Source organism: Saccharicrinis sp. 156, from assembly GCF_050589685.1.
Classification (GTDB): Bacteria; Bacteroidota; Bacteroidia; order Bacteroidales; family Marinilabiliaceae; genus Saccharicrinis.
On record NZ_JBNGOS010000036.1, the window covers coordinates 1 to 20,963 of the forward strand.

33 protein-coding genes are annotated in these 20,963 nt (G+C 39.5%); 31 read left to right on the forward strand and 2 right to left on the reverse strand.

All coding sequences use genetic code 11. The annotated features are described in order from the left end of the window. Window positions 1-282 precede the first annotated feature (282 nt). Window positions 283-678, reverse strand: a complete 396-nt coding sequence (locus ACRD64_RS19520; RefSeq protein WP_430935169.1) for a hypothetical protein — start codon at window positions 676-678, stop codon at window positions 283-285. On the opposite strand from ACRD64_RS19520, the gene ACRD64_RS19525 reads away from it, so the two are divergent. Continuing rightward, entirely contained in the window at window positions 648-1,883 is a 1,236-nt protein-coding gene (locus ACRD64_RS19525) for a hypothetical protein (protein WP_430935171.1), read from the forward strand. The genes ACRD64_RS19520 and ACRD64_RS19525 overlap by 31 nt on opposite strands. Before the next feature lie 242 nt (window positions 1,884-2,125). Here the strand turns inward: ACRD64_RS19525 and ACRD64_RS19530 are convergent, their stop codons facing one another. Continuing rightward, window positions 2,126-4,648 carry a carboxypeptidase-like regulatory domain-containing protein gene (locus ACRD64_RS19530; protein ID WP_430935173.1) on the reverse strand — a complete coding sequence of 841 codons (2,523 nt, stop codon included), beginning with the start codon at window positions 4,646-4,648 and terminating at the stop codon, window positions 2,126-2,128. A gap of 592 nt (window positions 4,649-5,240) precedes the next feature. Here ACRD64_RS19530 and rpsL point away from each other — a divergent pair. The 30 genes from rpsL to rpsK all read left to right on the forward strand — a co-directional run bounded on the left by rpsL (window position 5,241) and on the right by rpsK (window position 20,951). Beyond that, window positions 5,241-5,615 carry a 30S ribosomal protein S12 gene (gene rpsL / locus ACRD64_RS19535; RefSeq protein WP_430935175.1) on the forward strand — a complete coding sequence of 125 codons (375 nt, stop codon included), beginning with the start codon at window positions 5,241-5,243 and terminating at the stop codon, window positions 5,613-5,615. A 130-nt stretch (window positions 5,616-5,745) separates the two neighbouring features. Then, on the forward strand, window positions 5,746-6,222 hold the full coding sequence (gene rpsG / locus ACRD64_RS19540) for a 30S ribosomal protein S7 (protein ID WP_430935177.1): 477 nt from the start codon (window positions 5,746-5,748) through the stop codon (window positions 6,220-6,222). Between the two features lie 29 nt (window positions 6,223-6,251). Beyond that, window positions 6,252-8,363 carry an elongation factor G gene (fusA, locus tag ACRD64_RS19545; RefSeq protein ID WP_430935179.1) on the forward strand — a complete coding sequence of 704 codons (2,112 nt, stop codon included), beginning with the start codon at window positions 6,252-6,254 and terminating at the stop codon, window positions 8,361-8,363. A gap of 12 nt (window positions 8,364-8,375) precedes the next feature. Next, entirely contained in the window at window positions 8,376-8,681 is a 306-nt protein-coding gene (gene rpsJ / locus ACRD64_RS19550) for a 30S ribosomal protein S10 (RefSeq protein ID WP_027472457.1), read from the forward strand. An 83-nt stretch (window positions 8,682-8,764) separates the two neighbouring features. After that, window positions 8,765-9,382: a 50S ribosomal protein L3 gene (rplC, locus tag ACRD64_RS19555; RefSeq protein ID WP_430935182.1), complete on the forward strand. Its 618-nt coding sequence runs from the start codon at window positions 8,765-8,767 to the stop codon at window positions 9,380-9,382. Beyond that, a complete protein-coding gene (gene rplD / locus ACRD64_RS19560) occupies window positions 9,382-10,002 on the forward strand; it encodes a 50S ribosomal protein L4 (protein WP_430935184.1) in 621 nt (206 codons plus the stop codon). The genes rplC and rplD overlap by 1 nt, the downstream gene beginning before the upstream one ends. A gap of 24 nt (window positions 10,003-10,026) precedes the next feature. Continuing rightward, window positions 10,027-10,317 carry a 50S ribosomal protein L23 gene (gene rplW, locus ACRD64_RS19565; protein WP_430935186.1) on the forward strand — a complete coding sequence of 97 codons (291 nt, stop codon included), beginning with the start codon at window positions 10,027-10,029 and terminating at the stop codon, window positions 10,315-10,317. Between the two features lie 5 nt (window positions 10,318-10,322). Further along, the gene (gene rplB, locus ACRD64_RS19570; RefSeq protein WP_430935188.1) at window positions 10,323-11,147 is read left to right on the forward strand and encodes a 50S ribosomal protein L2; all 825 of its coding nucleotides are present in this window, start codon (window positions 10,323-10,325) and stop codon (window positions 11,145-11,147) included. A 19-nt stretch (window positions 11,148-11,166) separates the two neighbouring features. Continuing rightward, entirely contained in the window at window positions 11,167-11,436 is a 270-nt protein-coding gene (rpsS, locus tag ACRD64_RS19575; RefSeq protein WP_430935190.1) for a 30S ribosomal protein S19, read from the forward strand. Window positions 11,437-11,471: 35 nt separating this feature from the next. Beyond that, a complete protein-coding gene (gene rplV / locus ACRD64_RS19580) occupies window positions 11,472-11,894 on the forward strand; it encodes a 50S ribosomal protein L22 (protein ID WP_430935192.1) in 423 nt (140 codons plus the stop codon). Beyond that, complete coding sequence (rpsC, locus tag ACRD64_RS19585) at window positions 11,895-12,599, forward strand: 30S ribosomal protein S3 (RefSeq protein WP_430935194.1); 705 nt, start codon at window positions 11,895-11,897, stop codon at window positions 12,597-12,599. A gap of 29 nt (window positions 12,600-12,628) precedes the next feature. Further along, window positions 12,629-13,057, forward strand: a complete 429-nt coding sequence (rplP, locus tag ACRD64_RS19590) for a 50S ribosomal protein L16 (protein ID WP_430935196.1) — start codon at window positions 12,629-12,631, stop codon at window positions 13,055-13,057. An 8-nt stretch (window positions 13,058-13,065) separates the two neighbouring features. Next, window positions 13,066-13,263, forward strand: coding sequence for a 50S ribosomal protein L29 (rpmC, locus tag ACRD64_RS19595; RefSeq protein ID WP_430935198.1), 198 nt, complete (start codon window positions 13,066-13,068; stop codon window positions 13,261-13,263). 7 nt (window positions 13,264-13,270) lie between these two features. Continuing rightward, the gene (gene rpsQ / locus ACRD64_RS19600) at window positions 13,271-13,528 is read left to right on the forward strand and encodes a 30S ribosomal protein S17 (protein ID WP_430935200.1); all 258 of its coding nucleotides are present in this window, start codon (window positions 13,271-13,273) and stop codon (window positions 13,526-13,528) included. 2 nt (window positions 13,529-13,530) lie between these two features. Then, the gene (rplN, locus tag ACRD64_RS19605; protein ID WP_430935202.1) at window positions 13,531-13,896 is read left to right on the forward strand and encodes a 50S ribosomal protein L14; all 366 of its coding nucleotides are present in this window, start codon (window positions 13,531-13,533) and stop codon (window positions 13,894-13,896) included. A 20-nt stretch (window positions 13,897-13,916) separates the two neighbouring features. Continuing rightward, entirely contained in the window at window positions 13,917-14,237 is a 321-nt protein-coding gene (rplX, locus tag ACRD64_RS19610) for a 50S ribosomal protein L24 (RefSeq protein WP_430935204.1), read from the forward strand. Continuing rightward, window positions 14,237-14,788: a 50S ribosomal protein L5 gene (gene rplE, locus ACRD64_RS19615; protein WP_430935206.1), complete on the forward strand. Its 552-nt coding sequence runs from the start codon at window positions 14,237-14,239 to the stop codon at window positions 14,786-14,788. Before rplX ends, rplE begins: the two co-directional genes overlap by 1 nt. A gap of 6 nt (window positions 14,789-14,794) precedes the next feature. Further along, a complete protein-coding gene (gene rpsN, locus ACRD64_RS19620) occupies window positions 14,795-15,064 on the forward strand; it encodes a 30S ribosomal protein S14 (protein ID WP_430935208.1) in 270 nt (89 codons plus the stop codon). A 63-nt stretch (window positions 15,065-15,127) separates the two neighbouring features. Beyond that, the gene (gene rpsH / locus ACRD64_RS19625) at window positions 15,128-15,523 is read left to right on the forward strand and encodes a 30S ribosomal protein S8 (protein ID WP_430935210.1); all 396 of its coding nucleotides are present in this window, start codon (window positions 15,128-15,130) and stop codon (window positions 15,521-15,523) included. Window positions 15,524-15,539: 16 nt separating this feature from the next. Then, the gene (gene rplF, locus ACRD64_RS19630) at window positions 15,540-16,091 is read left to right on the forward strand and encodes a 50S ribosomal protein L6 (protein ID WP_430935212.1); all 552 of its coding nucleotides are present in this window, start codon (window positions 15,540-15,542) and stop codon (window positions 16,089-16,091) included. A gap of 20 nt (window positions 16,092-16,111) precedes the next feature. Continuing rightward, on the forward strand, window positions 16,112-16,468 hold the full coding sequence (rplR, locus tag ACRD64_RS19635; protein ID WP_430935214.1) for a 50S ribosomal protein L18: 357 nt from the start codon (window positions 16,112-16,114) through the stop codon (window positions 16,466-16,468). A 5-nt stretch (window positions 16,469-16,473) separates the two neighbouring features. After that, window positions 16,474-16,992 (forward strand): 30S ribosomal protein S5, encoded by a 519-nt coding sequence (rpsE, locus tag ACRD64_RS19640; RefSeq protein ID WP_430935216.1) that lies wholly within the window; start codon window positions 16,474-16,476, stop codon window positions 16,990-16,992. Between the two features lie 11 nt (window positions 16,993-17,003). Beyond that, window positions 17,004-17,180 (forward strand): 50S ribosomal protein L30, encoded by a 177-nt coding sequence (gene rpmD / locus ACRD64_RS19645; RefSeq protein WP_430935218.1) that lies wholly within the window; start codon window positions 17,004-17,006, stop codon window positions 17,178-17,180. Window positions 17,181-17,208: 28 nt separating this feature from the next. Continuing rightward, window positions 17,209-17,655 (forward strand): 50S ribosomal protein L15, encoded by a 447-nt coding sequence (gene rplO / locus ACRD64_RS19650; RefSeq protein WP_430935220.1) that lies wholly within the window; start codon window positions 17,209-17,211, stop codon window positions 17,653-17,655. Between the two features lie 6 nt (window positions 17,656-17,661). Further along, on the forward strand, window positions 17,662-18,987 hold the full coding sequence (secY, locus tag ACRD64_RS19655; protein WP_430935222.1) for a preprotein translocase subunit SecY: 1,326 nt from the start codon (window positions 17,662-17,664) through the stop codon (window positions 18,985-18,987). 22 nt (window positions 18,988-19,009) lie between these two features. Next, entirely contained in the window at window positions 19,010-19,795 is a 786-nt protein-coding gene (gene map / locus ACRD64_RS19660; RefSeq protein WP_430935224.1) for a type I methionyl aminopeptidase, read from the forward strand. Window positions 19,796-19,811: 16 nt separating this feature from the next. Further along, a complete protein-coding gene (gene infA, locus ACRD64_RS19665) occupies window positions 19,812-20,033 on the forward strand; it encodes a translation initiation factor IF-1 (protein WP_027472434.1) in 222 nt (73 codons plus the stop codon). A 12-nt stretch (window positions 20,034-20,045) separates the two neighbouring features. Next, window positions 20,046-20,162 carry a type B 50S ribosomal protein L36 gene (gene ykgO, locus ACRD64_RS19670; protein WP_071792536.1) on the forward strand — a complete coding sequence of 39 codons (117 nt, stop codon included), beginning with the start codon at window positions 20,046-20,048 and terminating at the stop codon, window positions 20,160-20,162. Window positions 20,163-20,173: 11 nt separating this feature from the next. Further along, complete coding sequence (rpsM, locus tag ACRD64_RS19675; RefSeq protein ID WP_430935227.1) at window positions 20,174-20,551, forward strand: 30S ribosomal protein S13; 378 nt, start codon at window positions 20,174-20,176, stop codon at window positions 20,549-20,551. A gap of 10 nt (window positions 20,552-20,561) precedes the next feature. After that, the gene (rpsK, locus tag ACRD64_RS19680; protein ID WP_066632644.1) at window positions 20,562-20,951 is read left to right on the forward strand and encodes a 30S ribosomal protein S11; all 390 of its coding nucleotides are present in this window, start codon (window positions 20,562-20,564) and stop codon (window positions 20,949-20,951) included. Window positions 20,952-20,963: the final 12 nt, after the last annotated feature.

Here is a 20,963-nt window from a genome sequence, read left to right on the forward strand (position 1 = left end):
ACCCATAAAGATTCTAACTAGTTTTCAACACTAACCAGTTGAGCGTGAATACATATCGGGTTTACGTGCAGAGACTAATTAGCGTCGGCAAGAAAAGGCTACTTTTTATCCAAAATGGATACACCCAAGCTAATTTGTTTGGACAGTAAAAGTGGTGGAGCAGGCCGCCCGATTACTTATTGTTAACCAGACTGATTTTACCATTGTTTTTTGTCAGTTTTGCAAATGTAAGGACATAGGTAGTCCTGCACAGATGCCTTATATATTGTTATTTGAGGTATTTTATGCGACATGTATATGAAGCCTGTCTGTTTTTTCAGTGGCACGCATTTCCGCAATTAGTTCCTCTCCTATTTTTCGGAGGTTGTATGCACTTACCGAAAGGCTCACGTATCTTTTAAAATTATGGTAACCCTTGTCTGGGCAGCGGTCTAGCCCCCTGTGCTCCAACTCGTTCACGTTCGATTCAACCGCGCTGTGCTTGTTTCTCAGCTTCAGAAACCTTTGACTGTGCTCTTCTTTGTATTCTGCTTTGTTGCATTTGCCTTTTTTGAGCAACACCAGTGTTTCCACGTTTCCCTGTAATTTTTCTTTGTTGTCTTTGTGCCAGAAACCTTTGTCAAAACTCCAGCTGTTTACTGCATAAGATGCAAATATACGTTGCGCAAGATCGGGCACGATCTGGGAATCGGACTAGTGCTCCTGTTTGGGTTGATGGTTTGACTTCTTCTCCTAGTGGTTATTGTTGTAATAATGAGGGCCCTAGTGTTGGTAAGCCTTTGTGTGTTCTTGGTGAGACTGGTTGTTATGTTTCTTTAGGTTCTGTTACAGAAGGTGTTGAGCCTAAACCTGGATTTTTTAGTAATAATCATGATTGTCCTGTTGGTAGTTGTGGTTTAGATTTTTGTGTTTCAGGTCAATCTTTTGATTTATGTGAAAAGTCATCTATTTGTGATGCTAGTGTTTCTAGTATCTCTCTTAATTATTTTACTAACTTGTATGAGTGTAATGATGGTTCTTTAGTTGTTGACGATGTTGTTGTTGGTTCTTATCCTTCTCTTGTTGATGTTTCTTCTTGTGATACTTCTAGTTGTGATATTGTTACTGAGCGTGTTTGTGAGTTAACTAATCCTAGTTCTTGTTGGGCTGCTTGTGATTCTTCTAATCCTGATAGTTCTTCTTTTTGTGAGCTTGTTTGTGATGATAGTGCTTATACTTGCAGTGATGAAGTTACTTATCGTAATTGTCAATCTTCTAGTTGTGTTTACGATATTTCTAATGTTGTTCAGTCTCGTCGTTATTTTGTTGATTTGAGTCAGAGTTTTTCTTGTGAGACTGATTTTGTTTCTGATTGTTCAGGTATTAGTTGTTCTTATGATGCTTCACTTTCCAATTATGTTTCTGATGTTGTTTGTGAGGATGAGGTCTTTTGTTCTTCTGGTTCTTGTGATGGTTCTGATGATTTTGTTTGTTTACCTGAGTTTACTGGTGCTGTTGATTTGAATGGTGATTATTACACTCGTCTTGTTAATTCTAGTTCTGGTTTTGTTAGTTGTTCTTCTGGTTCTACTATTGATTTGAAGGGTCAGCCTTTTTGTCCTGTTGGTTTCGTGTATGTTTCTTCTGCTGGTCGTTGTGAGATTGACTTTTCTGGTAATTGTGATGCTGGTTTTCCTTCCGACATTGTTTGTGATGATTTATTAGAAGTTAGTACTGGTGATTTGTTTGATCTTTACAGGTCTTCTTGTTTCCTTGATAGCTATTCTGGTCAGGTTCTTGGTAGTGATGGTTTGTATGAGCAGTCTTGTTGTTTAGATTATCGTGTTGGTTCTTATGATGTTTATACTATTGATACCGCTGAGACTAACATTCGTATATACTAAATATTTTTTACAGTCAACATGTTTTTGTTGACAATTTTATTTTTAGAATTAAAAAAGAAACGAACAATTAAATTATAATAAAATCATTGCTCTTAATACACTTTTTATTCAAAATATCTTTTCCTTGTTAACTTTCTTTAAACTTATTCATCAGTTCAAATAATTTTTGTATTTATTCTATTTTCAAGAGTTTTAGTCAAATAACTTTTGTATTTGTTGAATTTATTCAATTTTCAAAAGTTCTAATCAAAGAACTTTTGATTGAATTCAGGGATGCCTGTCGTGTCCCAATGTTTAAATCGTTCTTCATCGTATAATTCATTTTGAGTTTTCGTACTATAAAAATCACTATTTTTATTTGGTCTTAGAGTATATTGACCGTTGTGAACTCTTTCTTTTTCATCACTATTAATTCTTGCTTTTCTGTGGTTATGAATTATGTTAAAATTAATTTGATCATAAATCATTTTTGCAGTATCTAGATTGATGGGGGTATTGGGATTTATTACACTAAGGTAATATTCATTTGAAATTTCATTACTTTTTAGTCTTCTTCCGAGCAATTCTCTAAAATCTTCGTTTATCATATATTCTGTTCCTGTTAGGCCTCCTATTGGAGGTCCTCTTATTCTTATATCTTCAACTGTGAAAAATGGTATGTTATCATAATTTTCAGCTGTACCTGATGGATATGTTAATCCCGGATGTTCATTAACTTCCACATTCATTCCAGTTCTATGTTCAATACTATTCAAAAATTCTTCATCAAGACTAGTCACATTTGGTAAATTTGAAGTGGATAATTCTTCACTAACTTCGTTAATTTGAAATGGAATTCCAAAATTATTTTCTATTTTGTCTGCCATTACGTATAACCATTGATTATTTTGGCTTGTTGGTTTGAAATAAACATTAATTGGTCTTTCTCTTAAATTTGGTAAATCCCATCCTGCAGTTCCATCCATTATAACTAGGTGTGCGGGGTTTACTTGTGCTAGTTCTCCACTTTCAGGATCAGTCCATTTAGTCGGAGTTAATGTTATGTTATATTGTCTAATACTGTCGTTCATGTGAGTAACTTTTTCTTTTCTTGTTAATCGTCCTGTATTAATTCCGTAGTCTCCAACTTGACTTTCATAGATTATAGGTATTCCTTTGTGTCCAAAATATTCTTCATCTTTATTTGTTGGATGATCTTCTGGAACGTGAACATCTAATGTTTTTACATCTGTGTTAACTGGGTATGGTCCCACTTCATAATATCCATCAATTGTTCTTAGTGAATCAACAATATTTCCATCACTATCTCTAAATATTAAATCAACTCCTGTTGCATTTGCTTTATTATCGAAATACGTAACTTTACCTTTGATTTTTTGTTGTTGTTCTAATGCTTTTGGATTATCTTTACCTATTGATTGTTCATCTTTACTTAGTTCAATCGTTTTAACTAAGTCATAATGAGGTATCTCTCCCTCTGGTACTGGTGTGATATATTTTAATTCATATTCTGTTGTTCCATTTGGATTTACTGGTACTGTATCTTTCCACCAACTATTTAGACCAACGTTAAATATTGTATCGTTATAATTGAATTCATCATTTTTAATAATTAATGTTGCTGTTGTTCCACTTTCACTTATTTCGGGTTCGAATTTTCGCCAAAAATATGCTACGTGTTCTTCTAATTCAAAATCAACTTGATTACTCCCTTCTATATCAATTTCCTTAAGCTCGCTAAGGCTTTGGTACATGCCCTGCGGATCAGATAAATCGAAATGGAAGTTTACAAAGTTTCTTGTTTTGCTTTTTAATTTAGGTGTAGCCTTGTCGCTACCCATACTGCCCTTATTTGAGTATACTATCTTCGTTGCATTACGGCTACTGCATACTAGTAGTATTTTTTCATTGATATTTCCTAAATCAAAGCTTGTCTTGTAACAATGTTCGTTAAGCATTAAAGCTTTTTCGGTTTTAAGAAGTTTCCCTTCTAAATTATATAGACGCACATGGTTGGTATAGTTTCGATATGTAATATGTAATTTCGATTCGCTTATTGTAATTGTTGGTTTGTTAAGGGCATTTTCATTTTCAATATCCGTGGAAACATTGGAAATTTGGTAAAAACCGTTGGCGTCGGTTGTAGCGGAATGTGTATTGGTGGGTTCATCTACCTGGGTTACTTCAACCATAATATTTTGTAATCCTGTACCCGAACTGTTACGTATATAACCATTTACGCTTTGGGCCTGTGCTACGCTGCTTATCAGTGAAAACAACACAGGTAATAGTAAAGAACATACTACGCGCGTGGCATAACCGCTCATGCAACCTTTTAAGGTGCGCATTTTTTTGTTTTGCCTGGGATGGAAAACAGTATGGTTATAATCGAATCTTTCAATAACCTTTTTTTTTCTGGCCTCCGCTTCCGTGTACACATCATCCCTGTTTTTCAACCTGTCGTTAACTATAATAATAGTTGTACGTTTTTTATCGGTTTCAAGAGCTAACCTGTAAATTTTATAAGCCTCGTTGTTATAACCTGTTTTTTGTAACAGGTATGCTTTTTCTTTTAAATACTCAGTATAGCCTGGTCGCTTATGCAGGGCGCAATCTATGCTTTTAAGGGCATTTACATTTTGCATATGTCGGTTATGTTGCACATAGTCGCTAAAGTGCTGTTTAGCTTTGGCATAGTTATATGTTGGTCTGATTGCTATATCTTTGTTGCCTTGTTGATATGTTCTGATTACCGCAGTATGCATAAAAGTGTACGTTAGTTTTCATTACAATATAGGCAAAAAGATAGTTGGGTTCAAGTAAAATATAAATCCCCATCCCTTCGCTTGCTGCGGCGTACTTCCTCTTTCTGTAGCCCACGTAAATGGGAAGAACCAACACTAATATTAATTTTAACACCCAAACTCAAGCTAAAAAAACAAACGCCACACTAAAAGCTCTTCCCTCGACACAGAGTCGGGGGAAGTACTTTTACACAGTAAAAGGGATGGGGGTGTAGTGATTTACATGGCTTATCAACCCCCATCACACCGTCTTTTGCGGAGTACTTCCTCTTCCAGGGAACAATAGGGAAGAACCAGCCTCTGTAAATCGATCACCAACTACCGACTACCGAGCACCAAATATCACTAACAATTTGTATTCTAGCAACAAGTACTTAAAAGATTCGAAAAAATATTGCAATAAATTGTTCGTTTTTCGTTGAAAATTAGTACTTTTGCATCGCTTTTTTGTCTAAAAATATGAAAAGGTACTGTAAATCAGTGTGTTTTAGTAGAGGAAAAGCGATAGTTATAAGCGGTTTTAAAAGAATTTTATTTAAACAATTTTAGTTATATGCCAACGATTCAACAGTTAGTTCGTAAAGGACGCACCACAATGGTTGAGAAAAGTAAGTCTAGAGCACTAGATTCTTGTCCTCAGCGAAGAGGTGTATGTGTGAGGGTGTACACGACTACACCAAAGAAGCCGAACTCGGCCATGAGAAAGGTAGCAAGGGTTCGTCTAACTAACGGGAAAGAGGTGAATGCCTATATCCCAGGAGAAGGACACAATCTTCAGGAGCACTCTATTGTACTTGTGCGCGGAGGAAGGGTAAAAGATCTTCCAGGTGTACGTTACCACTTAGTACGTGGAGCTTTAGATGCATCAGGAGTTGAAGGACGTACTCAACGTCGTTCTAAATATGGAACTAAGCGTCCTAAGAAGTAATTTAAACAAGTGTTTAACTGATAGTTTTGTTTATTGGTAGTTAAAACAGAAGGTTGAGTAAAAGGCAATACCTTGCTTTTGAAGACACAGAAACATTGACAGCCAATAATAAACTGATAAACAAGAAGAAATGAGAAAAGGTAAACCAAAGAAGCGAATATTGCTTCCAGATCCAAAGTTCAACGATACTTTGGTAACACAATTCATCAACAACCTGATGCTCGACGGTAAAAAATCAACTGCTTACGGTATTTTTTATGATGCATTGGACCGCATGGCTGATAAAGCAGAAAAAGAAGGGAAACCAGCTTTGGAAATGTGGAAAAAAGGGTTGGAAAACATCACTCCTGCAGTAGAAGTAAAGAGTCGTAGAGTAGGTGGGGCAACTTTTCAGGTTCCAACCGAAATTCGTCCTTCAAGAAAAGTTTCTGTAGCTATGAAGAACTTGATACTTTTTGCGCGCAAAAGAAGTGGTAAATCAATGGCAGAAAAACTATCTGCTGAAATTGTTGCGGCTTATAACAACGAAGGCGGTGCCTTCAAGAAAAAAGAAGATATGCACAGGATGGCGGAGGCTAACCGAGCATTTGCTCACTTTAGGTTCTAATCATCTAATCTTTTAAGGGAAAAAATAAAATGGGAAATTCAGATTTAAAACACACCAGAAATATCGGTATCATGGCGCATATCGATGCAGGGAAAACCACTACAACAGAGCGTATTCTGTTTTATACTGGTATTACCCATAAAATTGGTGAGGTTCACGATGGTGCTGCTACCATGGACTGGATGGAGCAAGAGCAAGAAAGAGGTATTACCATTACTTCTGCTGCTGTTACAACCAACTGGAACTATAATAACGAATCGTACAAGATAAACATTATCGATACCCCGGGTCACGTTGACTTTACCGTAGAGGTGGAGCGTTCTTTAAGGGTGTTAGATGGTACTGTTGCCTTATTCTGTGCTGTAAGTGGTGTGGAGCCACAGTCAGAAACTGTATGGAGACAAGCCGACAAATATGGTGTGCCCCGTATCGGTTTCGTCAATAAAATGGATCGTTCGGGTGCTAACTTCTTCGAAGTAGTCCGTCAGGTAAGGGAAATGTTAGGTGCCAATCCTATTCCCCTTCAAATTCCTATTGGAGCGGAAGATGATTTCGAAGGGGTTATCGACCTAATTGAAAATAAAGAGGTGGTTTGGTTCGATGATGCGCAAATGGGATCGCGTTACGAATTAAAAGAAATTCGTGAAAGCTTGAAAGCTGAAGCGCAAGAGTGGAGAGACAAGTTAGTGGAAGCTGTGGCCGAATCTGACGAGGAGCTGATGGAGCGTTATTTCGAGGATCCGGAATCGATCACCAAGGAGGAAATGATTGCGGTAATCCGTAAGGCTACCATCAACCAGACTATTACGCCTATGATGTGTGGCTCTGCCTTTAAAAACAAAGGTGTTCAGCGTTTGCTTGACTCTGTGGTGGCTTTCTTGCCTGCACCAACGGATATTCCTGATATTACCGGAATTAATCCAAATACTGGTAACGAAGATTCACGCCCTAACGATGTAAATGCTCCTTTCTCTGCATTAGCGTTTAAAATTGCTACCGATCCGTTTGTAGGTCGTCTGGCATTTATGCGTATTTACTCAGGTAGATTAGAAGCAGGTTCTTATACTTTAAATACGCGTACAGGTAAAAAAGAACGTATCTCTCGCCTGTACCAAATGAAATCTAACAAGCAGTTACCGCAAGACGTGATCGAGGCAGGTGATATCTGTGCAGGTGTAGGTTTTAAGGATATTCGTACCGGAGATACATTATGTGATGAAAAACACCCAATTACCCTGGAATCTATGGATTTTCCGGATCCGGTAATCGGAGTGGCGGTAGAGCCTAAGTCACAAAAAGACATGGACAAGTTAGGGGTGGCTTTGGCTAAATTGGCCGAGGAAGATCCAACATTCCGTGTTCAAACCGACGAAGATAGCGGGCAGACGGTAATTAGCGGTATGGGTGAACTTCACCTTGAAATTATCGTTGACCGTTTAAAACGTGAGTTTAAAGTAGAATGTAACCAGGGACGTCCTCAGGTAACCTACAAAGAAGCGATCACGCAAACCGTGGATCACAGAGAAGTGTTTAAGAAACAATCTGGAGGTCGCGGTAAGTTTGCCGATGTAATCCTCACTGTTGGTCCTAGAGAAGACGGAAAAGAAGGCCTTGAGTTTATCAACGCGGTAAAAGGTGGTAATATCCCTAAAGAATTTATCCCTTCAGTTGAAAAAGGTATCAAGGATGCTATGCAAAACGGAGTGTTGGCAGGATTTGTTGTCGACAGTCTAAAAGTTGTACTTAATGACGGTTCTTTCCACCCTGTGGATTCTGACCAGTTGTCTTTTGAGATCGCGGGTCGTCAGGCTTTTAAAGCAGCAAGTGCCAAAGCAAAACCGGTTCTTCTGGAGCCTATCATGAAAGTTGAAGTGGTTACTCCCGAAGAATATATGGGAGACATTATCGGTGACTTCAATAAGCGTCGTGGTCAGGTTGAAGGAATGGAATCTAAAGCTGGTGCTCGCGTGGTAAAAGCTAAGGTGCCTCTTGCCGAAATGTTCGGATATGTAACAGTTTTACGTACTATTTCTTCCGGTCGTGCAACTTCTTCTATGGTGTTCTCGCACTTCGAAGAGGTTTCTAAAGCGATTGCTGTGGAAGTAGTAAAAGAAGCTGAAGGTAAAGTAGAATTATTATAATAAGATCTCAAGATGAGTCAGAAAATAAGAATCAAATTAAAATCTTACGATCACAACTTGGTTGACAAGTCAGCCGAGAAAATCGTTAAGACGGTAAAGACAACAGGAGCTGTAGTAAGCGGTCCTATTCCTCTTCCAACTCACAAAAGGGTATTTACAGTGTTGCGTTCAACATTCGTAAACAAGAAGTCGAGAGAGCAATTCCAGCTTTCATCCTACAAGCGCTTGATCGATATCTATAGCTCAACAGCTAAAACTATCGATGCGCTGATGAAGTTAGAATTGCCTAGCGGAGTAGAAGTGGAAATCAAAGTTTGATAAAAGAAAAATAAGTTCACATGGCCCGTAGGTCGAAGCACGGGCGGTGTGAATCGATTATTTAATATTTAATTTTTGTAACAATGCCAGGATTAATTGGAAAAAAAATCGGAATGACTTCCGTTTTCAGTGCCGATGGAAAAAACATTCCATGCACTGTTATCGAAGCTGGCCCATGCTTGGTTACGCAGGTGAAAACTGTGGATACCGACGGTTATGAGGCTGTACAGCTGGCGTTCGACGACAAGAAGGAAAAGAACACTACTAAGGCAGAGCTAGGCCACTTTAAAAAAGCAGGCGTAACTCCCAAAAGAAGTGTTGTTGAGTTCAAAGGGTTCGAACAAGAATTGAGCTTAGGTGATGAGGTAAAAGTTGACATCTTCAAAGAAGATATTTTTGTTGACGTTACCGGAATCTCTAAAGGTAAAGGATTTCAAGGTGTGGTTAAGCGTCATGGTTTTGGTGGTGTAGGTGGTTCAACCCACGGACAGCACAACCGTTTGAGAGCCCCAGGTTCTATCGGTGCAGCATCTTACCCTGCTCGTGTTTTTAAAGGTATGCGCATGGCTGGGCGTACTGGCGGAAACAGAGTGATGGTAGAAAGCCTTAGAGTATTAAAAGTGATTCCTGAAAGCAACCTTATTATTGTGAAAGGTTCGGTTCCAGGAGCTAAAGGTTCATATCTAATTGTTGAAATGTAATGGAACTTAAAGTATTAAGCATAACAGGAGAAGAGACCGGAAAAACTGTTGAGTTAGAAGATGCAGTTTTCGGTATTGAGCCCAACGATCATGCTATTTATCTTGATGTAAAACAGTTCCTAGCAAATCAACGTCAGGGAACCCATAAGTCAAAGGAAAGAGCAGAAATCGTAGGTAGTACACGTAAGATCAAAAAGCAAAAAGGTACCGGTACAGCCCGTGCTGGTAGCATCAAGTCGCCTGTATTCAGAGGTGGTGGTCGTATTTTTGGTCCGCGTCCGCGTAACTACGGATTTAAATTGAACAAAAAGTTAAAAGAGCTTGCCCGCAAGTCGGCTTTATCATATAAAGCTAAAAGCGGAAGCATCATCATTGTTGAAGATTTCAACATGGAAGCTCCAAAAACCAAAGAGTTCGCTCAAATTCGTAAGAGCCTTAAAGTAGAGGGAAAACGTTCATTGGTGGTTTTAAACGAAGCTGACAAAAACGTATACCTTGCTTCAAGAAATATTCCAAAATCGGAAGTAGTAACATTAGCTGAATTGAATACTTATAGTATTATGAAAGCCGGAGCTTTGGTTCTAGTGGAAAGTTCAGTTGAAGGATTAGGTAATCTTTAATTTAAAGCTTAAGGAGATTTTAAAATGCAAATATTAATTAAGCCAATAGTTACTGAAAAACTCAACGAGATAAGTGAAAAGCTAAACCGTTTCGGTTTTGTTGTGAACAAAGACGCTAACAAACTACAGATTAAGAAGGCGGTTGAGGAAATGTACAATGTAACAGTTGAAAAAGTAAACACCATGAATTATGCCGGTAAAGTGAAAAGCCGTTATACAAAAAGTGGTGTGCAAGTAGGTAAAACTGCTGCTTACAAAAAGGCAATTGTTACTTTGACAGAAGGAGATAAGATTGATTTTTATAGCAATATTTAAGTAAAATGGCAGTAAGAAAGCTAAAGCCCACAACACCGGGGCAGAGACACAAAGTTATTGGTGCATTTGATACGATTACCTCAAGTACACCAGAGAAGTCCTTACTGAAACCCATCAAAAAATCCGGCGGTAGAAATAACACTGGAAAAATGACCATGCGTTATAAGGGTGGGGGTCATAAGAGACGTTACAGGGTAATCGATTTCAAGAGAAATAAAGACGGTGTTGCTGCTACAGTTGAGTCTATACAATACGACCCAAACCGTAGTGCACGTATCGCATTGTTGGCGTATGCCGATGGCGAAAAGCGTTACATTCTCGCTCCTAATGGATTAGAAGTCGGTCAAACAGTGAATTCCGGAGAAGGCGTAAGCCCGGATCTGGGAAACACGTTAACCCTAAAAGAGATCCCTCTGGGAACGATCATCCACAATATTGAGTTACGCCCGGGACAGGGTGGAATTATGGCACGTAGTGCTGGTACTTTTGCTCAATTGGCTGCTCGTGACGGAAAATTTGCCGTGATTAAATTACCTTCTGGTGAAACTAGAATGATCCTGACTACTTGTCGTGCCACAATCGGTGCGGTTGGTAACTCAGACCACGCGCTTGAAAGATCTGGTAAAGCAGGTCGCTCACGTTGGTTAGGTCGTCGTCCTCGCGTTCGTGGTGTGGCCATGAACCCGGTAGATCACCCAATGGGTGGTGGTGAAGGACGTCAGTCTGGAGGTCATCCAAGATCACGTACAGGTGTATTAGCTAAAGGCTTTAAAACTCGTGACAAGAAAAAAGCGACAAGCAAGTACATTATTGAAAGACGTAAAAAATAACGTGTAATCAGAAGAAATTATGAGCAGATCATTAAAAAAAGGCCCATTTATCGATTATAAGCTTGAAGCTAAAGTTCTTAAGATGAACGATTCAGGTAAAAAGACGGTAATTAAAACCTGGGCAAGAGCATCGATGATATCTCCTGATTTTGTGGGACATACTATCGCAGTGCACAACGGAAATAAATTTATTCCTGTTTACGTGACCGAAAATATGGTAGGTCACAAGTTAGGCGAGTTTTCACCAACACGTACCTACAGAGGTCACGGAGGTAATAAGAAAAGGTAACCTAACGGTAAAGTAACTTAATAAAGAGAATTAAAATGGGTGCTAGAAAAAGACTCAGAGCAGAACAAAATAAGGAAGCAAATAAGCAGGTAAGCTTTGCTTCACTTCGCAATGTGCCTACTTCTCCACGTAAAATGCGCCTGGTTGCAGATATGATCAGAGGTAAAGAGGTGAACTTAGCTCTTGACCTGTTGAAGTATTCATCTAAAGAAGCTTCGCGCAGGGTAGAGAAATTACTTCTTTCCGCTATTGCAAACTGGAAAGAGAAGAACGAAGGGGTACGCATGGAAGATGCAAATCTTGTCGTGAAATCAATTAACGTTGATTCAGCAAGGATTTTGAAAAGATTGAGACCGGCTCCGCAAGGGCGTGCTCACCGCATCAGAAAAAGATCGAACCATGTAACCATTTATATTGATAGCAACGTGAATAAACAAGAAGAAATAAAAGTTAGCTAGATGGGACAAAAAGTAAATCCAATAAGTAACAGGTTGGGTATCATCAGAGGATGGGACTCTAACTGGTTTGGCGGAAAGAATTACGGCGACAAGTTATTAGAAGATACTAAAATCCGTAAATATCTTAACGTGCGTCTAGCTAAAGCTAGTATTTCGAGAATTATTATTGAACGTACACTAAAGCTGATAACGATTACTGTACACACGGCTCGTCCGGGTATCATTATCGGTAAAGGCGGCCAGGAGGTTGACAAACTGAAAGAGGAGTTGAAGAAAATCACCGACAAGGAGGTTCAAATCAACATTTTTGAGGTGAAAAGACCCGAATTGGATGCTATTATTGTAGCCAACAACATCGCTCGTCAGTTGGAAGGCCGTATCGCTTTCCGTCGTGCAGTTAAAATGGCTATTGCTTCAACCATGAGAATGGGAGCGGAAGGTATCAAAATTCAAGTTTCAGGTCGTTTGAACGGTGCAGAAATGGCCAGATCGGAAATGTACAAAGAAGGAAGAACCCCGCTACACACATTCCGTGCAAATATCGATTACGCTCAGGCGGAAGCTCTTACCAAAACAGGTTTGCTAGGTATCAAAGTTTGGATTTGTAAAGGAGAGATTTACGGGAAACCGGATCTATCACCAAACTTCGCTGCCAAAGATAGCGGCGGCCGCAAAGGTGGGAGTTTCAAGAAGAGAAGAAAGTAATCATCAGCTAATGTAAATGAGTTAGAAAGATGTTACAACCAAAGAAAGTAAAATACAGAAGAAGGCAAAAAGGCAGAATGAAGGGCGAAGCACAACGTGGTGCAGAGCTGGCATTCGGATCTTTTGGAATTAAATCCTTACAAAGTAAATGGCTTACCGGACGCCAGATTGAGGCGGCTCGTATTGCGGTAACCCGTTACATGCAACGTCAAGGACAAATCTGGATCAGGGTGTTTCCTGACAAACCAATTACCAAGAAACCTGCAGAGGTACGTATGGGTAAAGGTAAAGGTAGCCCAGAAGGATTTGTAGCTCCTGTTACTCCGGGAAGAATCATTATTGAATGTGAAGGAGTACCATACGAAACAGCAAAAGAAGCATTGCGTTTAGCAGCTCAAAAATTGCCTGTTACTACTAAATTCGTTGTAAGACGAGACTATGTTGAATCTAAAGCATAAGAAGTAAGATGAAAGTATCAGAAATTAATGAAATGGCGATCAGCGAGATCATCGAAAAGATTGATACCGAGCGTGCAGAGCTTATTCGTTTAGAACTCAATCATAGTATATCTCCATTGGAAAACCCTTTGCAGATAAGAGACTTACGTAGAAACATTGCACGATTGCAAACTATTTTGCGTCAAAGGCAATTAACCGAAAAATAGTTTAGTGATGGAAAAAAGAAACTTAAGAAAAGAACGTATCGGTATCGTTGCTAGCAGCAAAATGGATAAATCTATCGTGGTTGCTGTTGAGATTCGTGAAAAACACCCGGTTTACGGTAAATTCGTGAAAAAGACCAAGAAATTTCACGCTCACGATGAAAAAAATGACTGCAATGCTGGTGATACAGTAAAAATTATGGAAACTCGCCCGTTGAGCAAAACTAAACGCTGGCGATTAGTAGAAATTATCGATAGAGCTAAGTAATCATGATACAACAAGAATCCAGATTGGCTGTTGCCGATAATAGTGGTGCCAAAGAAGTACTCTGCATCAGGGTACTTGGCGGCACAAAAAAAAGATACGCCACCATCGGTGACCGTATCGTAGTAACCGTTAAAAGTTCAATGCCTTCTACAGAAATGAAGAAAGGCACAGTTACTAAGGCAGTAGTTGTTCGTACAAAAAAAGAGATCAGACGAGCCGACGGGTCATATATCCGTTTCGACGAAAATGCATGTGTGTTGTTGAACCAAGCAGGTGAAATGCGCGGTACTCGTATCTTTGGCCCTGTTGCCAGAGAATTACGCGACGGCTACATGAAAATCGTTTCATTGGCTCCTGAGGTGCTATAAATTTTTAATAAAAGATAGCAATGGGAAAGTTACATATTAAAAAAGGCGATACAGTAATTGTGAACGCCGGAGAATATAAAGGACAAGAAGGTAAGGTACTTGAAGTCCTTGTGAGTAAAAATAGAGCTATCGTGGAAGGAATCAATATGGTGTCTAAGCATGCCAAGCCAAACGCTGACAACCCGCAAGGGGGTATCGTTAAGCAAGAGGCTCCCATCCACATCTCTAACTTAAACCTTAAAGATCCTTCAAACGGAGAGGCTACCCGTATCGGACGCCGCAAAGACGATGAAGGTAAATTAGTAAGGTTTGCTAAAAAATCAGGGGAGGAGATCAAGTAATGAGCTATACACCTAGTTTAAAAACAATGTACAAGGAGCAAGTTGTTCCTGCATTGATGAAGGAATTTGAGTACAAAACTGTAATGCAGGTTCCGAAATTAGAGAAAATTGTGATCAACCAAGGTGTCGGTCAAGCAGTGGCCGATAAAAAAATGGTTGACATCGCAATTAAGGAGCTTACCGCCATCACCGGTCAAAAAGCTGTTCCTTGTCTTTCAAAGAAGGACGTTTCTAACTTTAAGTTGCGTAAAAAAATGCCTATCGGTGTTCGCGTAACACTTAGAAAAAACAACATGTACGAGTTCTTGGAAAGACTTATTCGTATTTCTTTGCCAAGTATTCGCGACTTTAAAGGGGTAAACAGCAAGCTTGACGGGCGTGGAAACTATACCTTAGGTATTGAGGAACAAATTATTTTTCCCGAAATAAATATTGACGAAGTTAGTAAGATTTTGGGTATGAATATTACCTTTGTGACCTCTGGAAATACCGATGAGGAAGCTTTTGCTTTATTAAAGGCTTTTGGTTTACCATTTAAAAACAAAAAATAGTTAGATATGGCCAAGGAATCAATGAAGGCTCGGGAAGTGAAAAGAGCCAAGCTTGTTGCCAAATACGCTGAAAAAAGAGCGGCATTGAAAGAAGCAGGTGATTATGAAGCATTACAAAAATTGCCTAAAAACGCTTCTCCTGTACGTTTGCACAACCGTTGCAAAATTACAGGTCGTCCAAAAGGATATATGAGACAATTCGGTTTGTCCAGGATTCAATTCCGCGAGATGGCTGCTGCAGGTCTAATACCTGGAGTGAAAAAAGCCAGCTGGTAGAAAATATTAGGTTTCAAGTATAAATATTGTCCCGTTATCGGGATTAATTTAAACTTTTTTAAAATGACAGATCCAATAGCAGATTTTCTGACTCGTATCAGAAATGCCATTATGGCAAAACACAAAGTTGTTGAAATTCCTGCATCAAACTTAAAAAAGGAAATGACCAAAGTTCTTTACGACAAAGGTTATATCCTTAACTTCAAGTTTGTGGAAGACAACAAGCAAGGAATAATTAAAATTGCACTTAAGTACGATACTCAATCGAAACTTTCTGCAATAAAGACGCTTAAGCGCGTAAGTACACCCGGTTTGCGTAAGTACGTTGGCTACAAAACAATGCCAAGGGTGTTAAATGGTTTAGGAATCGCCATCCTTTCTACTTCTAAAGGTGTTATGACCGATAAGGAAGCTAGATCGGCTCAAGTTGGTGGTGAGGTTTTATGTTACGTTTATTAATTAAGGAGGAAACAGTATGTCAAGGATAGGAAAACAACCCATCTCGATACCGGCCGGAGTTACAGTAACAGTTAAGGAAAACCTTGTTACCGTTAAAGGGCCAAAAGGAGAACTTTCGCAAGAAATTAATCCAGAAATGACAGTAGAGGTGAATGATGGGCAGGTTGAGGTGAAAAGACCTTCAGAGTCTAAAAATCACCGTTCTCAGCACGGTTTATGTCGTTCGCTTATCAACAATATGGTTGAAGGAGTATCAAATGGATTCGTTAAGAAAATGGAATTGGTGGGTGTAGGTTACAGAGCCACAAACCAGGGACAGATTCTTGAGCTATCTTTAGGATTCTCTCACCCCATTCATATTCAGTTGCCAGCCGAAATCAAAGTAGAGGCTGTAACCGACAGAAAGAGTAATCCGATTATTACCTTAGAATCTGCAGATAAGCAATTGCTGGGTCAGATTTGCGCTAAAATCCGTTCGCTTCGTAAGCCAGAGCCTTATAAAGGTAAAGGTGTTAAGTTTGTGGGAGAGCAAATCAGACGTAAAGCTGGTAAATCTGCTAAAGTTTAATCTGATTAAAATTTAAAATTATGGCTTTTTCTAAAATAGAGAGAAGACTAAAAATAAAGAAAAGTATCCGGGGTAAGATTTCGGGTACTTCAGAGAAGCCCCGAATGTCGGTTTTCAGAAGTAACAAGCAAATTTCTGTTCAACTAGTAGATGATGTAAACGGGAAAACTGTTTTGGCAGCCTCTTCGCTAGAGAAAGAGATCGCTGCACAAAAAGTTACTAAAACCGAGCAGGCCGCTAAAGTAGGCACATTGATCGCCGAAAAGGCAAAAAGTGCCGGAATAGAAGACGTGGTATTCGACCGTAACGGATTTTTGTACCATGGTAGAGTTAAACAATTAGCCGATGCTGCACGTGAAGCAGGTCTTAAATTTTAATAACTATGGCAGGAGATAATCAAAAAGTAAGAAGCAATAACGACCTTGATTTAAAGGATAGGTTAGTTGCCATTAACCGTGTAACCAAGGTTACAAAGGGTGGTAGAACTTTTAGTTTTTCTGCTATTGTTGTAGTTGGTAACGAAAATGGCATCGTAGGTTGGGGCTTAGGTAAAGCTAACGAAGTAACAACGGCAATCGCTAAAGGTGTTGAAGCCGCCAAGAAAAACCTGGTTAAGGTTCCTGTTTTAAACGGAACCATCCCTCACGAGCAGTATAGCAAGTATGGAGGAGCCAGCGTTTTCATGAAGCCAGCTTCACACGGTACCGGGGTAAAAGCCGGTGGTGCGATGCGTGCTGTACTCGAAAGTGTTGGTGTAACCGACGTTTTGGCAAAGTCGAAAGGTTCATCGAACCCTCACAACCTTGTAAAAGCTACCATTAATGCGCTCAAAGAATTAAGAGACGCACAGACTGTAGCCCAGCTCAGAGGTGTTACGTTAGACAAAGTATTTAACGGATAAGGATAGCAAAAATGGCTAAGATAAAAGTAACTCAAGTGAAGAGCAAAATCGGTTCTACCGAACGTCAAAAAAGAACTTTGACGGCTCTTGGACTAACAAAAATAAATGCAACTAAGGAATTTGAGGCAACTCCTCAAATTCTTGGTATGGTTGAAAAGGTGAGACACCTGGTTAGTGTAGAAAAATAATTGATAACGAATTAAGTTAAATTTAGATATGGACTTAAGTAATTTAAAACCTGCAGAAGGTTCTACCAAAAACAGAAAAAGAATTGGTAGAGGACAAGGTTCTGGCCACGGAGGTACATCCACCCGTGGACATAAGGGTGCCAAGTCCAGATCTGGTTATTCTAAAAAAATTGGTTTCGAGGGTGGTCAAATGCCTTTACAGAGACGTGTTCCTAAATTCGGGTTTAAAAACATCAACCGAGTAGAGTACAAGGCAATTAACATTGACTTGTTGCAACTGCTTGCCGAAAAGAACAATTTGTCTGTAATCGACGTTGACGTTCTTCGCGAAGCCGGGTTTATCAGCAAGAATGACCGGGTGAAGATTCTTGGTAACGGAAACATAACAGCCAAAATTGAAGTGAAAGCTCATGCCTTTTCTAAATCAGCGGTGAGCGCAATCGAAGCGGCTCAAGGAACCGTTGTAAAACTGTAAATCATAATGAAACTGATCGAAACAATTCGCAACATTTGGAAGATTGAGGATCTTAAATCCCGTATTCTTACAACAATCGGCCTGGTATTGATTTACCGCCTGGGCTCGTTTATTGTACTACCGGGAATCGATCCAACTCAATTAAGTGCATTAAAAGACCAAACTGCTGAAGGAGTTATGGGACTGTTAGATATGTTCTCAGGAGGTGCGTTCTCTAATGCATCTGTATTTGGGTTAGGTATTATGCCTTACATATCTGCTTCTATCGTTATTCAACTGTTAGGAATCGCTGTTCCTTATTTTCAAAGATTACAGCGCGAAGGTGAAAGCGGAAGACGTAAGATTAACCAAATTACACGTTATCTGACAGTTATCATACTATTGTTTCAATCACCGGCTTATTTGGCTAACCTTCCCGATGCAGCCATTTCTACTCCAGGATTGATGTTCAAAATTACATCAATCGTTATACTTACGGCAGGTACTATGTTTGTAATGTGGCTGGGAGAAAGAATAACTGAAAAAGGGATTGGTAATGGTATATCGTTGATTATTATGATCGGTATTATTGCGCGATTGCCGTTTGCCGCGGTGGCCGAATTCGTATCTCGTTTAGAAGAAGGTGGTGGATTGGTGATGTTGTTGATTGAGATCGTGGTTCTTTTCTTTGTGTTTGCAGGTACAATTTTGTTGGTACAGGGAACTCGCCGTATTCCGGTACAGTACGCTAAGCGCATTGTGGGAAATAAGCAATACGGAGGAGTTCGTCAATACATACCATTAAAAGTGAACGCTGCTGGTGTAATGCCTATCATTTTTGCCCAGGCAATTATGTTTGTGCCTATTACATTGGCCGGATATGTAGGAGACGGTGGAAATAGTTGGTTTACCGCAATGTTTGCCGATTTTACGGGAGTGGGTTACAATGTAACATTCGCCTTTTTAATCATTGCTTTTACCTATTTTTATACGGCTATTACTATCAATCCAACGCAAATGGCCGAGGATATGAAACGAAACGGTGGTTTTATACCGGGTGTTAAACCAGGTAAAAAAACAGTGGAGTTCCTAGATTCAGTAATGTCAAAGATCACTTTGCCGGGATCGGTATTTTTGGCTTTGGTAGCGATATTGCCTGCTTTTGCAATGATTGCAGGTGTAGATAGAATGTTTGCCCAGTTTTATGGAGGTACTTCTTTATTGATTCTTGTAGGCGTTGTTTTGGATACATTGCAACAAATTGAGAGTCACTTGTTGATGCGTCACTATGACGGATTAATGAAGTCGGGAAGAATCAAAGGTAGAACCGGTGGCGGACCTGCTGTTTACTAATTAATGAGAGGTCGTTCGTACAATGATATATCTTAAGACAGACGAGGAGATTGAGTTACTTCGACAAAGTAACATGTTGGTGGCTAAAACACTAGGTGAAGTTGCAAAACTGATTAAGCCTGGCGTTACCACCTTGGAGTTGGATAAAGTCGCCGAAGAGTTTATAAGGGATAACGGTGGTATTCCTGGTTTTCTTGATTACCAGGGATATCCTAATACCCTTTGTACTTCGGTAAATGAACAAGTTGTACACGGAATACCAAACAATAAACCGCTCGAAAACGGGGATATTGTTTCTGTTGACTGTGGTGTGTTGAAAAATGAATTTTATGGTGATTCTGCCTATACTTTCGAGGTAGGTGAAGTAAGTCAGGAAAAAAAAGATTTGCTGACCACTACCAAAGAATCGCTTTACAAAGGAATTGAAAATGCAGTAGCCGGTAAACGATTAGGTGATATTGGTTATGCGATACAGCAACACAGTGAGGCAAGAGGATATTCAGTGGTGCGCGAAATGGTAGGACATGGAGTGGGAAGAAACTTGCATGAAGCGCCGGAAGTGCCTAATTATGGCAGGAGAGGAAATGGTACATTGTTAAAGCCAGGAATGGTAATCGCCATTGAACCCATGATTAATTTAGGTAAGCGAAATATTGTTCAGGAAAATGATGGGTGGACCATCAGGACCATCGACAAAAAGGTATCTGCTCACTTCGAGCACTCTGTTGCCGTGGGAAAAAATGAAGCAGATATACTATCAAGTTTCAAATTTGTTGAAGAAATATTAACTTTGCAGTCTGAAATTTAAAAAAAGGTAACACATTATGGCTAAACAAGCCTCGATAGAACAAGACGGAACGATAATAGAAGCCCTTTCAAATGCCATGTTTAGAGTGGAATTGGAAAACGGGCATATCATTACAGCGCATATCTCGGGTAAAATGAGAATGCACTATATTAAAATTTTGCCGGGCGATAAAGTGAAGGTGGAGATGTCTCCATACGACCTTACCAAGGGTAGAATTTCATATAGGTATAAAAATTAATTCTATAATAAAATGAAGGTTAGAGCATCTGTTAAGAAGAGAAGCGCCGATTGCAAGATCGTAAAACGCAAAGGACGCTTATACGTGATTAACAAAAAGAATCCAAAGTTTAAACAACGTCAAGGATAATTATTAATATTATGGCTAGAATTGCTGGAGTTGATATACCAACCAACAAGCGTGGTGTGGTATCATTGACATATATTTACGGAATCGGGCAGAGCGCTGCCCAAGGTATCCTTGGCGCTGCTGGGATAGACGTTAACTTAAAAGTTAGCGAATGGACAGACGAACAAACAGCTAAAGTTCGTGAGATTATTGCTGAAGAGTACAAAATAGAAGGTGAACTTCGTTCTGAAATTCAGTTGAACATCAAACGTTTGATGGATATCGGTTGTTACCGTGGAATCCGTCATCGTATCGGTTTACCGTTACGTGGACAAAAAACGAAAAACAACGCTCGTACACGTAAAGGGAAGAAGAAAACTGTTGCAAACAAAAAGAAAGCAACTAAATAATAATTGAAATATGGCAAAGAAGACAGCGAGTCAGAAGAAAAGAGTCGTAAAAGTAGAGGCTCAGGGAGAAGCACATATTCACTCATCTTTCAATAACATTATTATTTCTTTGACCAATAAGAATGGTCAGGTAATTTCTTGGTCAAGTGCGGGTAAAATGGGATTCAGGGGTTCTAAAAAGAACACCCCTTACGCAGCTCAAACTGCAGCATCCGATTGCTCCAAAGTAGCATTTGATCTTGGATTGAGAAAGGTGAAGGTATACGTAAAAGGACCGGGTAACGGTCGCGAGTCTGCAATTCGTTCTATCCACTCCAGTGGAATAGAAGTAACAGAGATTGTGGACATCACGCCAATGCCTCATAATGGATGTCGTCCTCCAAAAAGACGAAGAGTATAATTAATTACTAGT

Excerpts from the sequence above, each read along its gene's own strand:
- ACRD64_RS19525 (WP_430935171.1), top strand. The coding sequence starts at position 648 with ATGCAAATATACGTTGCGCAAGATCGGGCACGATCTGGGAATCGGACT.
- secY (WP_430935222.1), top strand. The coding sequence starts at position 17,662 with ATGAAACTGATCGAAACAATTCGCAACATTTGGAAGATTGAGGATCTT.
- rplO (WP_430935220.1), top strand. The coding sequence starts at position 17,209 with ATGGACTTAAGTAATTTAAAACCTGCAGAAGGTTCTACCAAAAACAGA.
- rplD (WP_430935184.1), top strand. The coding sequence starts at position 9,382 with ATGGAACTTAAAGTATTAAGCATAACAGGAGAAGAGACCGGAAAAACT.
- rplP (WP_430935196.1), top strand. The coding sequence starts at position 12,629 with ATGTTACAACCAAAGAAAGTAAAATACAGAAGAAGGCAAAAAGGCAGA.
- rplW (WP_430935186.1), top strand. The coding sequence starts at position 10,027 with ATGCAAATATTAATTAAGCCAATAGTTACTGAAAAACTCAACGAGATA.
- fusA (WP_430935179.1), top strand. The coding sequence starts at position 6,252 with ATGGGAAATTCAGATTTAAAACACACCAGAAATATCGGTATCATGGCG.
- rplN (WP_430935202.1), top strand. The coding sequence starts at position 13,531 with ATGATACAACAAGAATCCAGATTGGCTGTTGCCGATAATAGTGGTGCC.
- rpsC (WP_430935194.1), top strand. The coding sequence starts at position 11,895 with ATGGGACAAAAAGTAAATCCAATAAGTAACAGGTTGGGTATCATCAGA.
- rpsS (WP_430935190.1), top strand. The coding sequence starts at position 11,167 with ATGAGCAGATCATTAAAAAAAGGCCCATTTATCGATTATAAGCTTGAA.
- rpsM (WP_430935227.1), top strand. The coding sequence starts at position 20,174 with ATGGCTAGAATTGCTGGAGTTGATATACCAACCAACAAGCGTGGTGTG.
- ykgO (WP_071792536.1), top strand. The coding sequence starts at position 20,046 with ATGAAGGTTAGAGCATCTGTTAAGAAGAGAAGCGCCGATTGCAAGATC.
- rplV (WP_430935192.1), top strand. The coding sequence starts at position 11,472 with ATGGGTGCTAGAAAAAGACTCAGAGCAGAACAAAATAAGGAAGCAAAT.
- rpsK (WP_066632644.1), top strand. The coding sequence starts at position 20,562 with ATGGCAAAGAAGACAGCGAGTCAGAAGAAAAGAGTCGTAAAAGTAGAG.
- rpsG (WP_430935177.1), top strand. The coding sequence starts at position 5,746 with ATGAGAAAAGGTAAACCAAAGAAGCGAATATTGCTTCCAGATCCAAAG.
- rpsH (WP_430935210.1), top strand. The coding sequence starts at position 15,128 with ATGACAGATCCAATAGCAGATTTTCTGACTCGTATCAGAAATGCCATT.
- rplR (WP_430935214.1), top strand. The coding sequence starts at position 16,112 with ATGGCTTTTTCTAAAATAGAGAGAAGACTAAAAATAAAGAAAAGTATC.
- rpmD (WP_430935218.1), top strand. The coding sequence starts at position 17,004 with ATGGCTAAGATAAAAGTAACTCAAGTGAAGAGCAAAATCGGTTCTACC.
- rpsE (WP_430935216.1), top strand. The coding sequence starts at position 16,474 with ATGGCAGGAGATAATCAAAAAGTAAGAAGCAATAACGACCTTGATTTA.
- ACRD64_RS19530 (WP_430935173.1), bottom strand. The coding sequence starts at position 4,648 with ATGCATACTGCGGTAATCAGAACATATCAACAAGGCAACAAAGATATA.
- rplE (WP_430935206.1), top strand. The coding sequence starts at position 14,237 with ATGAGCTATACACCTAGTTTAAAAACAATGTACAAGGAGCAAGTTGTT.
- rpmC (WP_430935198.1), top strand. The coding sequence starts at position 13,066 with ATGAAAGTATCAGAAATTAATGAAATGGCGATCAGCGAGATCATCGAA.
- rplF (WP_430935212.1), top strand. The coding sequence starts at position 15,540 with ATGTCAAGGATAGGAAAACAACCCATCTCGATACCGGCCGGAGTTACA.
- map (WP_430935224.1), top strand. The coding sequence starts at position 19,010 with ATGATATATCTTAAGACAGACGAGGAGATTGAGTTACTTCGACAAAGT.
- rpsJ (WP_027472457.1), top strand. The coding sequence starts at position 8,376 with ATGAGTCAGAAAATAAGAATCAAATTAAAATCTTACGATCACAACTTG.
- rplX (WP_430935204.1), top strand. The coding sequence starts at position 13,917 with ATGGGAAAGTTACATATTAAAAAAGGCGATACAGTAATTGTGAACGCC.
- rpsN (WP_430935208.1), top strand. The coding sequence starts at position 14,795 with ATGGCCAAGGAATCAATGAAGGCTCGGGAAGTGAAAAGAGCCAAGCTT.
- rpsL (WP_430935175.1), top strand. The coding sequence starts at position 5,241 with ATGCCAACGATTCAACAGTTAGTTCGTAAAGGACGCACCACAATGGTT.
- infA (WP_027472434.1), top strand. The coding sequence starts at position 19,812 with ATGGCTAAACAAGCCTCGATAGAACAAGACGGAACGATAATAGAAGCC.
- rplB (WP_430935188.1), top strand. The coding sequence starts at position 10,323 with ATGGCAGTAAGAAAGCTAAAGCCCACAACACCGGGGCAGAGACACAAA.
- rpsQ (WP_430935200.1), top strand. The coding sequence starts at position 13,271 with ATGGAAAAAAGAAACTTAAGAAAAGAACGTATCGGTATCGTTGCTAGC.
- rplC (WP_430935182.1), top strand. The coding sequence starts at position 8,765 with ATGCCAGGATTAATTGGAAAAAAAATCGGAATGACTTCCGTTTTCAGT.